12 protein-coding genes and 1 pseudogene are annotated in these 15,895 nt (G+C 64.8%); 9 read left to right on the top strand and 4 right to left on the bottom strand.

From position 1 onward, the window contains the following. Window positions 1–41 precede the first annotated feature (41 nt). The 5 genes and pseudogenes from EHH60_RS11325 (at window position 42) to EHH60_RS11310 (ending at window position 6,526) form a co-directional block, all read left to right on the top strand. Window positions 42–1,043 carry a DctP family TRAP transporter solute-binding subunit gene (locus EHH60_RS11325; RefSeq protein WP_124159553.1) on the top strand — a complete coding sequence of 334 codons (1,002 nt, stop codon included), beginning with the start codon at window positions 42–44 and terminating at the stop codon, window positions 1,041–1,043. Between the two features lie 68 nt (window positions 1,044–1,111). Further along, a pseudogene (locus tag EHH60_RS38670) lies at window positions 1,112–1,672 on the top strand (TRAP transporter small permease); the annotation flags it as partial. A 216-nt stretch (window positions 1,673–1,888) separates the two neighbouring features. Further along, window positions 1,889–3,169, top strand: coding sequence for a TRAP transporter large permease (locus EHH60_RS38665; protein ID WP_245454475.1), 1,281 nt, complete (start codon window positions 1,889–1,891; stop codon window positions 3,167–3,169). Between the two features lie 158 nt (window positions 3,170–3,327). Next, a complete protein-coding gene (locus EHH60_RS11315; RefSeq protein WP_124159551.1) occupies window positions 3,328–4,485 on the top strand; it encodes a GGDEF domain-containing protein in 1,158 nt (385 codons plus the stop codon). 121 nt (window positions 4,486–4,606) lie between these two features. Then, complete coding sequence (locus EHH60_RS11310) at window positions 4,607–6,526, top strand: alkyl/aryl-sulfatase (protein WP_124159550.1); 1,920 nt, start codon at window positions 4,607–4,609, stop codon at window positions 6,524–6,526. Between the two features lie 206 nt (window positions 6,527–6,732). On the opposite strand, the gene EHH60_RS11305 is transcribed toward EHH60_RS11310, so the two are convergent. Continuing rightward, entirely contained in the window at window positions 6,733–7,803 is a 1,071-nt protein-coding gene (locus EHH60_RS11305) for a glycosyltransferase family 4 protein (protein ID WP_124159549.1), read from the bottom strand. Window positions 7,804–8,077: 274 nt separating this feature from the next. On the opposite strand from EHH60_RS11305, the gene EHH60_RS11300 reads away from it, so the two are divergent. From EHH60_RS11300 to EHH60_RS11285, 4 genes are read left to right on the top strand one after another with little or no spacing between them, the layout of a single operon-like run. After that, a complete protein-coding gene (locus tag EHH60_RS11300; protein ID WP_124159548.1) occupies window positions 8,078–9,841 on the top strand; it encodes an ABC transporter ATP-binding protein in 1,764 nt (587 codons plus the stop codon). A gap of 58 nt (window positions 9,842–9,899) precedes the next feature. Beyond that, entirely contained in the window at window positions 9,900–12,104 is a 2,205-nt protein-coding gene (locus tag EHH60_RS11295) for an amylo-alpha-1,6-glucosidase (protein ID WP_124159547.1), read from the top strand. 23 nt (window positions 12,105–12,127) lie between these two features. Next, window positions 12,128–12,649, top strand: coding sequence for a PRC-barrel domain-containing protein (locus tag EHH60_RS11290; RefSeq protein ID WP_199751412.1), 522 nt, complete (start codon window positions 12,128–12,130; stop codon window positions 12,647–12,649). Between the two features lie 23 nt (window positions 12,650–12,672). Further along, window positions 12,673–13,959 carry an MFS transporter gene (locus EHH60_RS11285; protein WP_199751411.1) on the top strand — a complete coding sequence of 429 codons (1,287 nt, stop codon included), beginning with the start codon at window positions 12,673–12,675 and terminating at the stop codon, window positions 13,957–13,959. A 65-nt stretch (window positions 13,960–14,024) separates the two neighbouring features. Here the strand turns inward: EHH60_RS11285 and EHH60_RS11280 are convergent, their stop codons facing one another. The 3 genes from EHH60_RS11280 to fixJ all read right to left on the bottom strand — a co-directional run bounded on the left by EHH60_RS11280 (window position 14,025) and on the right by fixJ (window position 15,894). Continuing rightward, window positions 14,025–14,723, bottom strand: a complete 699-nt coding sequence (locus EHH60_RS11280; RefSeq protein WP_199751410.1) for a helix-turn-helix domain-containing protein — start codon at window positions 14,721–14,723, stop codon at window positions 14,025–14,027. An 84-nt stretch (window positions 14,724–14,807) separates the two neighbouring features. Then, entirely contained in the window at window positions 14,808–15,233 is a 426-nt protein-coding gene (locus EHH60_RS11275) for a response regulator transcription factor (RefSeq protein WP_124159544.1), read from the bottom strand. A gap of 43 nt (window positions 15,234–15,276) precedes the next feature. Continuing rightward, on the bottom strand, window positions 15,277–15,894 hold the full coding sequence (gene fixJ, locus EHH60_RS11270; RefSeq protein WP_124159543.1) for a response regulator FixJ: 618 nt from the start codon (window positions 15,892–15,894) through the stop codon (window positions 15,277–15,279). Between the last annotated feature and the right edge of the window lies 1 nt (window position 15,895).

Here is a 15,895-nt window from a genome sequence, read left to right as displayed (position 1 = left end):
AACAAGAGAAACCGGTTTCGGAGTTGTTGGGAGGTACGTTCATGCGCAAGCTGCTTACCGCGGTCGCCGCCGCGGCTGTTCTCTTGGCTCCCGCCATCGCCCACGCCCAGGCGCCGATCGTCATCAAGTTCAGCCACGTGGTCGCCAACGAGACCCCGAAGGGCAAGGGTGCGCTGAAATTCAAGGAGCTCGCCGAGAAATACACCGACGGCAAGGTCAAGGTCGAAGTGTACCCGAACTCCACGCTCTACAAGGACAAGGAAGAGATCGAGGCGCTGCAGCTCGGCTCGGTGCAGATGCTTGCGCCCTCGACGGCCAAATTCGCGCCACTCGGCATCAAGGAGTTCGAGGCGCTCGACCTGCCCTGGCTGTTCAAGGACGACCAGACCTATTCCAATGCGATGAAGGGCACGGTCGGCAAGTGGCTGTTCCAGAAGCTTGAAGCCAAGGGCATCACCGGCCTCGCTTACTGGGACAACGGCTTCCACATGCTCTCCGCCAACCGTCCCCTGATGAATCCGGCCGATTTTCAGGGCCTCAAGTTCCGCATCTCCGGATCGAAGGTCGCCGACCAATATCTTCGCATCATGGGCTCGATCCCTCAGATCATGGCGTTCTCGGAAGTCTACCAGGCGTTGCAGACCGGCGTGGTCGACGGCTGCGAGAACACCGCGTCCAACTACCTGACGCAGAAGTTCTACGAGGTGCAGAAGGACATCACCGTGTCTTATCACGCGCATCTGCAATATGCCGTCATCGTCAATTCGAAGTTCTGGTCGGGTCTTCCGCCCGACATCCGCACCAAGCTGGATAAGGCGATGGCGGAGGCGACCGACTACACCAACTCGATCGCGCGCCAGGAGAACGAGGACGCGCTGGCCGAGATCAAGAAGACGGGCAAGACCAATCTGCATTATCTCACCGACGCCGACCGCAAGGCCTGGCAGGAGGCGATGCAGCCGACGTATAAATGGGCAAAGGGGCGGGTTGGGCAGGAGGTGCTCGATCTCGTCGCCAAGGAACTCGACGTCAAGATGAACTGACGGGCTGCGCCCCAATAAGAACAATACCAACGGTCGGGAGTGATCGCACTCCCGGCCGTTGCGCTTGAATGATCCAATCCGGGGGGACCAAGTTGCTGCGCGCGCTGAATCGTTTTCTCGATCATCTCGAGGAGTGGCTGATCGCGACGATGATCGCGGCTGCGACATCGCTCATCTTCGTCGCCGTGCTGCATCGCTACGGTGCCGGGCTGTCGATCGACATCGCCAAATGGGCGGAAGCGCGAAATCTCGCCTTCCTGGCCGTGCCGGCGCGAGCGGTGTTCGTGTGGCTTGCCGCCCTCGACCTGTCCTGGGCGCAGGAACTCTGCATCTACATGTTCATCTGGATGGCGAAGTTCGGTGCCGCCTATGGCGTGCGGACCGGCATTCATGTCGGCGTCGACGTGCTGGTCAACATCCTCCCTGGCGGGTCGCGCCGGCGCGTCATCACCTTCGGCCTTCTGTGCGGCGCGCTCTTCACCGCCATCGTCGGCTATTTCGGGGCCGCCTTCGTCACCCACATGTGGCAGAGCGGCCAGCAATCCAACGATCTCGAAGCGCCGATGTGGATGGTGTACCTCACGATCCCGCTCGGCTCCGGCCTGATGTGTTTCCGCTTCCTGCAGGTCGCCTGGTCGTTCTATCGCACCGGCGAGCTGCCGCATCACGATATGGCAGGCGTCGAGGGGGTCGAGGCGGATCCGGTGCATCCGGCCCCGGTCACGCCCAGCCAGGTCGTCCGCGACGAGCGCAGCCCGCTCGGCTGGATCCTGATGCTGCTGCCGGTCCTGATCGTCGCCCTGTGCTTTGCGCATGCGGCCCACCTCATCACGCTGCCGCACGGCCTGCGTGTCTTCATCGTGTTCGCGCTTCTGCTCTCGTTGATGCTGACGGGCATGCCGATCTCGATCGCGCTGGGCCTGACCGTGCTCAGCTTCATGTTCACGCTGACCGACGTGCGAACGGAATCGGTGGCGCTGAAGCTGTTCACAGGCATCGAGAATTTCGAGATCATGGCGATCCCGTTCTTCATTCTCGCCGGCAACTTCCTGACCCATGGCGGCGTGGCGCGACGGATGATCACCTTCGCAACCTCGCTGGTCGGCCATTGGTACGGCGGCCTGGCGCTGTCGGGCGTGGTCGCCTGCGCGTTGTTTGCCGCGATCTCCGGCTCCTCGCCGGCAACCGTGGTGGCGATCGGCTCGGTGATCCTTCCCGCCATGGTCGCGCAGGGCTTTCCGAAGCGGTTCGGCGCGGGCGTGATCACGACGTCGGGCTCGCTCGGCATTCTCATCCCGCCGTCGATTCCGATGGTGCTCTATGCCGTGTCCACCAACAGCTCGGTCGGCAAGCTCTTTATCGCCGGCATCGTGCCGGGATTCGTGCTGGCCTCGCTGCTCGGCGCGACGACGTTCTATCGCGCTTGGCGCAACGACTATCCGCGGATGCCAAAGGCCACCTTCCTCGAGCGGCTCGATGCGTTCCGCAAGTCGATCTGGGGCATCCTCTTGATTGTGATCGTGATCGGCGGCATCTACAGCGGCCTGTTCACGCCGACTGAAGCGGCCGCCGTCAGCGCGGTCTACGCCTTCATCGTCGCCGTGTTCATCTACAAGGACCTGAAGCTGCGCGACGTGCCGCGCGTGCTGCTGTCATCGGCGAACCTCTCGGCGATGCTGCTCTACATCATCACCAACGCCGTGCTGTTCTCGTTCCTGATGACCTACGAGAACGTGCCGCAGGCGCTGGCGCAATGGATGATCGACCAGGGCCTGGGGTGGATCGGCTTCCTGCTGCTCGTCAACCTGCTGCTGCTGGTGGCCGGCAACGTGATGGAGCCGTCCTCGATCATCCTGATCATGGCGCCGATCCTGTTTCCGGTCGCAGTCAAACTTGGCATCGACCCCATCCATTTCGGCATCCTGATGACGGTCAACATGGAGGTCGGACTGTGCCATCCGCCGGTCGGTCTCAACCTCTACGTCGCCTCAGGGATCGCCAAGATGGGCATCACCGAGCTCACGGTCGCGGTGTGGCCGTGGCTGCTGACCATGCTGGGATTCCTGGTGGTTGTGACGTACTGGCCCGGCCTGTCGCTGTGGCTGCCTCGCTTGCTGGGCATGTAACCGCCGCGTGGCGGGGCGGAGACGATGAGCGTCTCCGCCCGTCCTGGGGCGAGACATGGCTAATGCGCGGTAAATCCGCACGCTCAAATGCGATCGTTGAGTAGCGAACGCATCTTTACGGATCTTCGGTAGATAAATGCCAGTGGATGGGAGCTGGCATGTTCTTCAACAGAATGGAATCCGGACCGGCGTCGATTTCGGACGCCGTCCATTTGGAAGTCATCACGGGCCTTCACGGCACGATGATGCCCACCATTCTCGCGGCCGCCTGCCAGGCGATGGTCGGCGCCATCACGACCTACGAGACCGGTGACATGATGACGGCCGGCCTGACGGTCGCCGGCGTGGTGGTGGCCGTTGTCCGTCTCGCCGAGATATTTGCATTTCGCCGCCGCCTCGCGGCTCCGCCACGGCTCGGCCGGGCCGAGGCCGTGCACTGGGAACGGCGCTACATTGCCGGCACCGTGGTAACGGCCCTCGTGCTCGGCGTGTTTGCCGCGCGCAGCATCGTGCTGGGCGATGCGCTCTGCTCCGTGATGGCGATCGGCATCGGTTTCGGCTTCGGCGCCGGCGTGGTCGCGCGGCTGGCGCTACGTCCCGTCGCGGCGCTGCTCGATCTCGCCGCGATCGCCGCCCCTGCCGCGATCGTGAGCTTCATGCAACCCGATCTCCGTCATGTCGGGCTCGGTCTCCTCATCCTGATGTACGTGGTCGCGAGCTTCGAGATGGTTCGGCTCAGCTTCAACGCCTCGATCAGCCAGATCACGCTCAAGCGCCAGTTCGAGCAACTTGCGCGCTCCGACCCGATGACCGGCGTGTCCAATCGTTCGGTGCTGGCGAGGGATCTGCCCGTGATGCTGTCGGCCGGGATGGTTGCCGTCCATACGCTGGATCTCGACCGTTTCAAGGAAGCCAACGATCGGTTCGGCCACCCCGCCGGCGATGCGCTGCTGAAGCAGGTCGCCGGACGGCTCAAGGCGCTGGCCGCGTCTGACGACCTCGTGATCCGCATGGGCGGCGACGAGTTCGTCCTGGTGCAGCGCGCCGCGTCCGACGCGGAGGCGATGGCACGGCGGATCGTGCAATCGATCGGCAGGCCGTACGAGGTTGACGGACAGGTGATCGATCTCGGTGCGAGCGTCGGCGTCGCCGTCGCGCCGGACGACGGCCGAACCGCAGAGGCGCTGTTGTCGCGCTCGGACAAGGCGCTGTACCGGGCCAAGCAGAATCGTGGCGGCTACGTGCTGGCCAGCGAGCTGCGGATGCCGGACAACGCCACGGCATCGCGCCAGGCCGTTGAAGGCGTAGCTGCCTAGACGGTGCACCCTCTCCTCGCGGGGAAGCGAGAAGGCATCTCGCTCCATTTCCTTCGTCTCCTCCAATGGCAATCGACCGCAAGATGCGGTTAGATGCCGTGCATCAGGCGGGAGGAGCAACATGACGGAATCCAGCAGCGAGCCGAAGGACGCATCGCCGTCTGTCATCGCGCAGCACGATGCGATGCTGAACGCACTGCCGTTTTCCGACACACGGGATTTCGACGACGCCGCGCGCGGCTTTCTCGGCACCATCGAGAACGCGGCGATCACGAATCCGCAAGGGCGGACGGTCTGGAGCCTCGAGCCTTACGGCTTTCTCGCCGCCGAGCAGGCGCCGCCCACAGTCAATCCGAGCCTGTGGCGGCAGTCGCGCCTCAACATGCATCATGGGTTGTTCGAGGTCGTGTCCGGCGTCTACCAGGTGCGCGGGCTCGACATCGCCAACATGACGCTGATCGAGGGCGACAGCGGCGTCATCGTGGTGGACGCGCTGACCTCGATCGAAGGCGCCCGCGCCGCGCTTGATCTCTACTTCAGGCACCGCGGCACGCGACCGGTTGCGGCGATCATCTTCACCCATACCCACACCGACCATTGGGGCGGCGCGCGCGGCGTGCTGGCGGAGGATGCGCTCGCCACGGGCAGCGTGCCGATCATCGCGCCGAACCTGTTCATGGAGCACGCCGTCTCCGAGAACATCATCGCAGGACCTGCGATGCTGCGCCGGGCGCAGTACCAGTTCGGACCCCTTCTCGCCAAGGGCGCGCGCGGGCAGGTCGATTGCGGCCTCGGCAAGTCGATGGCCGCGGGCTCCGTCGCGCTGCTGCGCCCCACGGATCTGATCATGGCGACCGGCGATACGCGCGTGATCGACGGCGTCGCATTCGAATTCCAGATGGCGCCGAACAGCGAAGCGCCGGCGGAGATGCACTTCTTCGTCCCGCGCTACAGGCTGTTGAACCTCGCCGAGAATTGCACGCACAATTTCCACAATCTGCTGCCGTTCCGCGGCGCCGACGTGCGCGACGCGCTGGCCTGGTCGAAATATCTCGGCGAAGCCTTGCAGCTCTGGGACGGCAAGGCCGAGGCGATGTGCGGCCAGCACCACTGGCCGGTGTGGGGGGCTGAGCGCATCGGCACGATGATCCGGCAGCAGCGCGATCTCTACAAGTTCGCGCATGACCAGACCATCCGCCTGATGAACCACGGCCTGACCGCAGCCGAAATCGCCGAAACGATCCAGCTGCCGAAGAGCCTGGAAGGCGCCTGGCACGGCCGCGGTTATTACGGCCACATCCGGCACAATGTGAAGGCGATCTACCAGAAGTATCTCGGCTGGTACGACGCCAACCCGGTCAATCTCGATCCGCTGCCGCCGGTCGAGTCGGGCAGGAAATATGTCGAGTACATGGGCGGCGCGGACGCGATCCTGGCGCGGGCGCGCACCGATTTCGACAAGGGGGAGTTCCGTTTCGTCGCGCAGGCGCTCGGCCACCTCGTCTTTGCCGAGCCTGACAATGCGGCGGCGCGCGCACTCTTGGCCGATACGCTGGAGCAGCTCGGTTATGCCGCCGAGAGCGCGACCTGGCGCAACGCCTATCTGTTCGGCGCCCAGGAATTGCGCCAGGGCATGCCGAAGGTGCCGGCGCGCCCGCCGATGCCGCGCGAAACGCTCGCCGCGCTCCGCACCTCCCAGCTCTGGGACGTGCTCGGCATCCGCCTCAACGGTCCCAGGGCGGAAGGCAAGCACATCGTCTTGAACTGGCGCTTTTCCGACATCGGCGAGACCTTCGTGCTCAATCTGGAGAACTGCGCGCTCACCTACGCCGAGGGCGTGCAGGCGGAAAATGCGGACGCCAGCTTCACGCTCGCGCGCGCAACGCTCGACGAGGTGATCGCGAAGCTGACGAGCTTTCCGGAAGCGGTCGCCGCCGGCAAGATCAAGCTGTCGGGCAATCCAATGAAGCTTGCCGAGCTGATGGGCCTGATGGACGAATTCCCGCGCATGTTCGAGATCGTCGAGCCGAAGCGGTGGTGAGGTAGGCGAGGACGCTGTTGGCTCCTTCCTTCTCCCCTTGTGGGAGAAGGTGGCGCGAAGCGCCGGATGAGGGGTCTTTCTCCACTGAGAAAGTTTCAATGCGGAGGCAAACCCTCACCCCAGCAAGTATGCGGCCTCGTTCTTGAGCCCTCTCCCACAAGGGGAGAGGGCGCTTCGATTGGCAGCCGCGGTGCGGCGGCCGTGAGTTACTCCGCGCTGCTCACCAGCTTGATCCGCGGCGCCTGCGCCTCGGTCAGGCGGCGATAGGCCGCAAGGTAATCCAGCGCCATGCGCCGCGCGGTGAAGCGCGTCTCGAACTGCTTGCGGATCGCGGTGCGGTCGAGTTGCGGAAGGCGATTTACCACCCCCGCGGCGCTGATAATATCCTCGACGATGAAGCCGGTGAGGCCCTCGTCGATGATCTCCGGCACCGAGCCGCGGTTGAAGGCGACCACCGGCGTTCCGCACGCCATGGCTTCGATCATGACGAGGCCGAACGGCTCCGGCCAGTCGATCGGCAGCAGGAGGCCGAGCGCGCCGCTCAGGAAGTCCGACTTCTCGTGATCGCTGATCTCGCCGATGAATTCGACCAGCGGATTGTTCTCGATCATCGGCCGGATCAGCTCGTCGTAATAGTCCTGGTCGGCGCGATCGACCTTGGCCGCGATCTTGAGCGGAATGCCGCAATGAGTCGCGATCTTGATGGCGCGGTCAACGCCTTTTTCCGGCGCGATGCGGCCGAGCACGGCGAGATATTCCTGCTTTGCCGACCTCGGCGTCAGCAGATTCTCCGGCAGGCCGTGGTGGATCGTCGTCACCCAGTTCGCCTGCGGCACCGGCCGCCGCTGCGCGTTGGAGATCGAAATGACGGGCATCCTGGAGAAGGTGTTGAAGACCGGCTGGTGCTCCGGCAGGTCGAGCCGGCCGTGCAGCGTCGTCACGAATGGTGTCGGCTGGCGGTGGAACAGCGACCACGGATAATAGTCGAGATGGAAGTGGAGGAAGTCGAACTCCTCGTCGTCACATTTCTGCCGCACCCGCTCCAGCAGCACCATGTGAAGCGCATTGGGATCGCGCACGGAGCCGTCGAGACGAAGCGCCTTCGGCCACAACGCATCCAGCTTTGCCGACGTGTGCGAGTCGCCGCTGGCGAACAATGTTACGTCGTGTCCAAGGGCTACCAGCTCCTCCGTCAACCAATGCACCACCCGCTCGGTGCCGCCATACAGCTTGGGTGGAACAGCCTCCGTCAACGGAGCTACCTGCGCGATGCGCATCTCACCATCTCCTCTACGATCATGAAGGTTGAAAGCCCCCGCATATCGGCACCGGCTATGCCAGCCAAGGGAACGTTCCCGCACTTGCGAAGTTCCTTCCTCCAAACGTTACATATTCGACACGTCGGGGAATCGTCGCGATGCTGCCACTACATCTTCGCAGATCGCCCGCATCCGCATGTCGTGATGGCGTTGCCCGGGAACCGAGGCGAAGCGGTCGATGTTCACTCGACCAGTAACGAAACGAAAATCAGCATAACGGGGCGATAGCCATATGGATCAGCTTTCTGGATACGCGCGCAGGCCATTTGCCTTTGTCTTGCGCTATCTTCGGATGCGAAAGGCATCGCACTTGGTGATCCTTACCGCGGTCGTTGCAGCGGTTGCCTGCTCCGTAGGCACCCAATACGGGGTGAAATCACTTGTCGACGCGCTGTCCGCGGGACCTTCCCAAGCCGGTGGCGTATGGCTGGCATTCATTCTGCTCATGTCGCTGATTGCCGCCGACAACTTCCTGTGGCGGATCGCGAGCTGGACAGCGAGCTTCACCTTTGTCCGGGTCACGGGTGACTTACGGCGTGACATATTTCGTCATCTGACCGGGCACGCGCCGAGCTATTTTTCGGACCGGATGCCGGGGATGCTGACAAGCCGCATCACGGCGACCTCGAACGCGGTGTTCACGGTCGAGAACATGTTCGTCTGGAACGTGTTGCCGCCCTGCATCGCCACAATTGCGGCAATCGCGCTGATTGGAACCGTCAGTCCGTACATGGCCCTCGGCCTGATCGTCATTGCCGGCGGCATGGTGGTTGCGATGTTCCATCTGGCAGCCGCCGGCAAGCCGCTGCATGACGATTTCGCCGACAAGGCCGCGGTGGTCGACGGCGAGATGATCGACGTCATCAGCAACATGCCGCTGGTGCGCGCCTTCTGCGGCATCAGCCACGAACATGAGCGGTTCGATGCGACGGTGAACCGGGAGCTGACCGCGCGAAGCCGCAGCCTGCGCTATCTGGAAAAGCTGCGGCTGTTGCATGCCGCTATAACGGTGCTTTTGACGATTGCGCTGATGGCCTGGGCCATCACGCTCTGGCAGAAGGGCGACGCGACGACCGGCGACGTCGTGCTGGTCTGTACACTTGGTATCTCCATCCTGAGCGCCACGCGCGACCTCGCGGTTGCCTTGGTCGACGTCACCCAGCACGTCGCGCGCCTGACCGAGGCGATTGCCACGCTGCTGGTGCCGCACGAGTTGCGCGATCACCCCGAGGCCGAGCCTCTCGTCAAGAGCGGCGCGGCAATCGCGTACAACAACGTCACCTTCGGCTATCCCGGCGGCGACAAGATCTTCGAGCGGTTCAGCCTGCGGCTCCAGCCGGGCCAGCGCGTCGGCCTCGTCGGGCAGTCCGGCGGCGGCAAGTCGACGCTGTTCACGCTGCTCCAGCGCTTCTACGACGTCGACGAGGGCAGCATCACCGTCGACGGCCAGGACATCTCCAAGGTGACGCAGCTGAGCCTGCGCGAGGCGATCTCCGTCGTGCCGCAGGACATTTCGTTGTTTCATCGCTCCATTCGCGAGAACATCCGCTACGGCCGGCCGAGCGCGACCGACGACGAGGTGCTGCGTGCGGCGATCGCGGCGCGCTGCGACTTCGTCGAGAGCCTGCCTGACGGCCTCGACACCATGGTTGGCGACCGCGGTGTCAGGATGTCCGGCGGCCAGCGCCAGCGCATCGCCATCGCGCGTGCCTTCCTGAAGGATGCGCCCATCCTGCTGCTGGACGAGGCGACGGCCGCGCTCGACAGCGAATCCGAGGAGGCCATCCGCGAGGCGCTGTCGCGCCTGATGCGCGGCCGCACCGTGATCGCGATCGCGCATCGGCTGGCGACGCTGCGCAATTTCGATCGCGTGGTCGTCCTGCGAAATGGTAAGATCATCGAGGACGGCTCGCCCGAGCGTCTGATGCAGGGCCACGGGCCTTATCGCGAGCTGGTCACGCAGGAAATGAGCCGGCTCGCGCAAGCTGCCGCGTAAACCAACAGTCGCGTTCTCGAGTCGGTTGCGTTTTGAAACAGGCGCAGGGGAGCAGCTCATGTCGGCCGAAGCCGTCACCCAATTCGTCTCCGTGACGCGGACCTCGGAACAGGTCGCGGAACAACCCTTCTATATTCCGATGACGGGGCCGTCGGCACGGCCGCGGCGTTCGCTCAAGCACGACGACACTTTCATCGTGCTCGACAGCCATGGCGACATCGGCGCATCCGCCGGCGGGCCGGACGGCCTGTTCCATCATGATACACGCTATCTCGCGCGGCTCGAGCTCGTGCTCGACGATCTCCAGCCGCTGCTGCTCGGCTCGAACCTGCGCGACGACAATTCGGCGTTGACCGTCGATCTCACCAATCCGGACATCTACCGGCAGGGCAGCCTCGTTCTGCAGAAGGACCTGCTGCACATCGTGCGCACGATCTTCCTGTGGCGCGGCACGGCATATCAGCGCATCGGTGTGCAGAACCATGGCGACCGGCGCACCAGCTTCGAGCTGACGCTGCTGTTCGGCAACGACTTCGCCGATCTGTTCGAGGTCCGCGGCGAGCGGAGGCCGCGCCGCGGGATCGGAACCAGCCGGCTGCTGGGGCCGACCGACGTCCTGTTCGAATATCGCGGCCTCGACGACGCCGAACGCACCACCGGACTGCATTTCGATCCGCGTCCGACGCGGCTCTCGGTCAATGCCGCGACTTGGGAGCTCGACCTGGAGCCGCATCAGGCCAAGTCGCTGTTCGTGGCGGTCTCCTGCAACCGGCCGGTGACGGAGCGGCCGGTGCGGTTCTTTCCGGGCCTGCTGGCGCACCGCCGCGAAATGCGGCAGTCGACCATGGGCGCGGCCAGCATCGAGACCTCCAACAACATCTTCAACGAGGTGCTGTGCCAGGCCATGGCCGACCTCAACATGCTGATGACCGAGACGCCGCAGGGACGTTATCCCTATGCCGGTATTCCCTGGTACTCGACGACGTTCGGCCGCGACGGCCTCATCACCGCACTCCAGATGCTCTGGATCGATCCGCGCGTAGCCAAGGGCGTCCTGCGCCGGCTTGCGCATTTCCAGGCCAGGGCGATCGACCCGCTCGCGGACGCTGCGCCAGGAAAGATCCTGCACGAGATGCGCGGCGGCGAGATGGCGGCCCTCGGGGAGGTGCCGTTCGCGCATTATTACGGCAGCGTCGATTCGACCGCGCTGTTCGTGCTGCTCGCGGGAAGCTATTACGAGCGCACCGGCGACGAGGCCACGTTGATCGAGCTGTGGCCGGCGATCGAGGCGGGGCTGGCCTGGATCGACGGCGCCGGTGATCCCGACCAGGACGGTTTCGTCGAATACCAGCGCGCGACCGAGAAGGGGCTGGCCAATCAGGGCTGGAAGGATTCCTACGACGCGATCTTCCATGCCGACGGCCAGCTTGCAGAGGGCAATATCGCGCTTGCGGAAGTCCAGGGCTACGTCTTTGCTGCCAAGCAGCTCGCCGCGCGTTGCGCACTGCGGCTCGGCAAGCCTGACCGCGCTCGCAAGCTCGAGACCGAAGCCAGGGCACTCGCCGAGCGTTTCGAGCAGGCGTTCTGGTGCGAGGAGCTCGGCACCTATGCGCTTGCGCTCGACGGCGAGAAGCGGCCCTGCAAGGTGCGGACCTCGAACGCCGGACAGGTCCTGTTCAGCGGCATGATCCGCGAGGATCGCGCCCGCCTCGTCGCCGCCGATCTGATGCGGCCGCATTTCTTCTCCGGCTGGGGCATCCGCACCGTCGCGCAAGGCGAGGTGCGCTACAATCCGATGTCCTATCACGACGGGTCGATCTGGCCGCACGACAATGCGCTGATCGCACTCGGACTCGCGCGCTACGGCCTCAAGCATTCGGTGGCGCATGTCTTCAAGGGGCTGTTCGATGCTGCGACCTATATGGATCTGCGCCGGTTGCCCGAATTGTTCTGCGGCTTCCGGCGCGAGAAACGGCGCGGACCGACGCTCTATCCGGTCGCCTGCGCGCCGCAAGCCTGGGCCAGCGCGACGCCGTTCACGCTACTGGAGGCGGCGCTCGGCCTCGAGTTCGACGTGGCGCGCGGCGAGATTCGCCTGCGCAATCCGCATCTGCCCGCGTTCCTCAACGAGGTGATCCTGCGCGATCTGCGCCTCGGCGAATCCAGTGTCGATCTTCGTGTCAGCCGCCACGGCGACGACGTGGCGCTGGAGGTGATGCGCACACGCGGCCAGATCCAGGTCTCGATCGTGCTGGCGCGCTAGCGTTGCATCGTGAGGAGGGTGACATGCGTGCGATCGGAGCGTTGATCCTGAGCGTGGCGATCGTGGTTGCCCTGACGGTCGCACCGTCGCGTGCCGCGGAGGATCAGCCCGCAGGCCAGAATGAAGCGAATGTGCCGCCAGGGGCACGGCCGCCGGTCTCGACCGTTCCCGTGACTCCCAAGGACGCCGCGCCGCCACCCTCGGTGACCATCATCGGTGCGAGCGAGGCCCATGGGGTGCTCGGCCGCGACGTTCGCAGCGCCGCCGGCGAGGACATGGGCCGTATCGTCGACGTCATCGTCGATCGCACCGGCCATGTGCGGGCCGCGGCGATCGATTTCGGCGGATTCCTCGGCGTCGGCAGCCGCAAGATCGTGGTGGACTGGAACGCGCTGCGCTTCGGCAAAATCGCCAATAAGAAAGACAGTATCACGCTGGAATTGACCAAAGCGCAGGTCGCGGCCGCGCCGGAATACAAGGAAGACACGCCGATCGTCGTCCTCGGCGCGTCTGGCAGCCTTCAGCCGCTGCAAGCGATCCAGTGAGGTGCCGGGAGGGCCCACCGCCTGTGCTGTTGTCGAGGAAGCCCAATCTTGCGGATCGCGGCGCCCGCGCCGAGCAGGACAAGGTTGCTGTGCCGTCGGCCGCGGGTATTCCGGCGCCCTCGCGCCAGAGCCTGCGCGGCCTCGACTGGTTCATCTTCTTCCTCGCCGACGTGCAGACCGGCTTCGGTCCCTTCATCGCGGTCTATCTGACGACGCAGAAATGGACCCAGGTCGAGATCGGCCTCGTGCTGTCGATCGGCGGCATCGTCGCGTTGATCGGGCAGATGCCGGGCGGCGCGATCATCGATGCCGCGAAGTCGGAGCGCCTGGTCGCCGCCCTCGCGATTGCGACCATCGGCGTCTGCGCGCTTGCCTATGCCGCCATGCCGATCTTTCCCGTTGTGGTTGCCGCCGCCACCTTGCACGCGGCGGCGAGCTGCGTGCTCGGGCCGGCGATCGCCGCGATCAGCCTCGGCCTCGTCGGCCCGCTCGCGATCGGCGAGCGGCTTGGCCGCAACGCGCGCTTCGCCTCGCTGGGCAATGGCGTCGCGGCGGCGGTGATGGGCACCGCGGGCTATCTGCTGTCGAGCCGCTCGGTCTTCCTGGTCACCTTCCTGCTCGCGATTCCGACCCTCATCGCGCTGTCGCGCATCCGCGAGAACGAGGTCGACATCAGGCGCTGTCACGGCGAGATGCCGCCTGAAGACGCCGACCGCGGCGACACCAATATCTGGCACCTGATCCGGCAGCGTCCTCTCATCGTCTTCGCGATCAGCGTGCTCTTGTTGCAACTCGCGAACGCCGCAATGATGCCGCTGATGGCGAGCGCGGTGACGGCGAGGTCGAGCCAATGGGCGACCGTGCTCGTCGCCGCCTGCATCATCGTGCCGCAGGCGATCGTGGCGCTGCTGTCGCCGACGGTCGGGCGGCAGGCGCAAGTGTGGGGCCGGCGGCCCTTGCTGCTGATCGGATTCGGCGCGCTGACGATTCGCGGATTGCTGTTTGCGACCGTGCGCGATCCCTACCTGCTGGTGCTGGTGCAGGTGTTCGACGGCTTCACCGCCGCGGTGTTCGCCGTCATGATTCCGCTGATCGTGGCCGACGTCGCCTTCGGCAGCGGCCATTTCAATCTGGCGCAGGGGATCGTGGGGACGGCGACCGGCATCGGCGCATCGCTGAGCACGGTGCTCGGCGGCTATGTCAGCGACAAGTTCGGCAATGCCACTGCCTTTATCGGACTGTCCGGCGTCGCCGCGGCGGGGCTCCTTCTGATCCTGCTGATGATGCCGGAAACCCGGCGCACGGCATGATCGCGGCAAAAGAAAAGGCCGGCCGAAACGGGTTCGGCCGGCCAAGTCACGGGGGAGAAAGCCGATCAGGCGTCGAGATTGTGCAGGCGCTGGCGGTTGCGCAGCACGATCTGGCGGGCGCCGGAGAAGCCGAGAATGCCCTGGGCGTGAAGCTGCGACAGTGCGCGCGACACGGTTTCGAGGGTGAGGCCGAGATAGTCGCCGATGTCGCGGCGGCACATCGGCAGCGCCATCATGCCGGCAACGGCGAGGCGGCGGTCCATTTCGAGCAGGAAGGTCGCAACACGCTCCATCGCCGTCTTGCGGCCCAGCAGCAGCATGTGGTCCTCGGCATGGCGAAGCTCGGAGGCGGTCATCGCCCAGAGCTTGCGGGCGACCTGCACGTCGGTGCCGGCGGCCTTCTCGAGGCTCGCGCGCTTCACGAGGCGCACGGTGGTGTCGATGATGGCTTCCGCGGCGAGGCGGTGCGTGGGACCGGATTCGAGGCCGAACACGTCGCCGGGAAGGTGGAAGGCGCCGATCTGGCGACGGCCGTCAGAAAGGAGCTTGTAGCTGCTCACTGCCCCCGACACGACCTGGTAGACATATTCGGACGGCTCATCCTCGCCATAGATCTCCTCGTCCTTGCGATAGGAGAATTCCGTGGCGACAAGGCCGACATGGCCTGTGATTGCGCCGAACTGGTCGGTGACAGGATGGGCAGGAGCAATCTTGCCGACAATGTGGGTTTTGATCGCCTGGGTGTTGAGCGTCTGGGTCAGCATCTGCGCCATCTCCGTTGTGATGGCGCTTTCCTACGCGGTATCGGGGGCCTCGAAAATTTCGAGCGATATCTTAAGGGGGGTGCCTTACGTAGAATCCCGTAGCGGGCGGTCCTGGATGGCGTGGCGGATGCACTTGACAAGGTTTTCGTCGAGAAGCGGCTTCAAAACCACGTCTTTGATGCCCGCCGTCGCCGCCCGGGCCGAGATGTTCTCGTCGGGATAGCCGGTGATCAGGACCACGGGCGCGTCGCGGTCGGATTTGCGCAAGCGGCCGGTCAGCTCGATACCGTTGATGTCCGGCATCTTGTAGTCGATGACGTAGCAGTCCGGCCCGGACGCGCCGCTGACATTGAGCAGCGCCGTGCCGCTCCTGAAAGTCCGCACGGCAAAGCCGTCGGTCTCCAGCAGGAACCGCAGGGATCCCAGCACCGCAGCATCATCGTCGACCACAAAGACGGTGAGTTGTGGGGAGGACTGCAGCCGCGCACCATGTGAGCTGACTTCGATCATGCTGACTGGTTAGCACGGCCCCGGGAAGGCGCCTTGACCTGCCTCAATCGTTGAGCATGCCGGCACGCATCGCCAGCCGGACCAGTTCGGAGAGGCTGCTCGCCTGCATCTTGGTCATCACGTTCGCCCGGTAGACCTCGATGGTGCGCGGGCTGATGTCGTATTCGCGGGCGATCAGCTTGTTGGAGAGGCCCGCGATCAGCCCTTCCATGACCTGGCGCTCCCTGGGACTCAAGGACGCGACGCGGGCGGCGATGTCCTGCGCGACGGCTTCGTTCTTGGCGGCAGGCTCGGCCTGGCGGATGGCCGAATCGATCATGGCGGTGAGACGGTCGTCATCGAACGGCTTTTCCAGGAAATCGACCGCCCCGAGCTTCATGGCTTCGACCGCGAGCGGCACGTCGCCATGACCGGTCATGATCACGATCGGGAAGGGGCTTTGCTGCGCCTTCATCCGCTTCAGCAGCTCGATCCCGTCGAGGCCGGGCATGCGCACGTCGGAGACGACGCAGCCGAAGGCGAGGCCGGGCAAGGCTTCGAGAAAGGCGAGGGCGTCGTCGAACAGGGTGACGCCGAAGCCGGCGGAATCCAGCAGGAAGTTCAGCGAGTCCCGCATCGCTGCGTCGTCGTCGATGACGTAGACATTTCCCTTGGTCGTCATG

The sequence above is a fragment of the Bradyrhizobium sp. RP6 genome (assembly GCF_003837805.1).
GTDB lineage: Bacteria > Pseudomonadota > Alphaproteobacteria > Rhizobiales > Xanthobacteraceae > Bradyrhizobium.
This window is presented reverse-complemented; position numbering and strand designations above follow the sequence as displayed.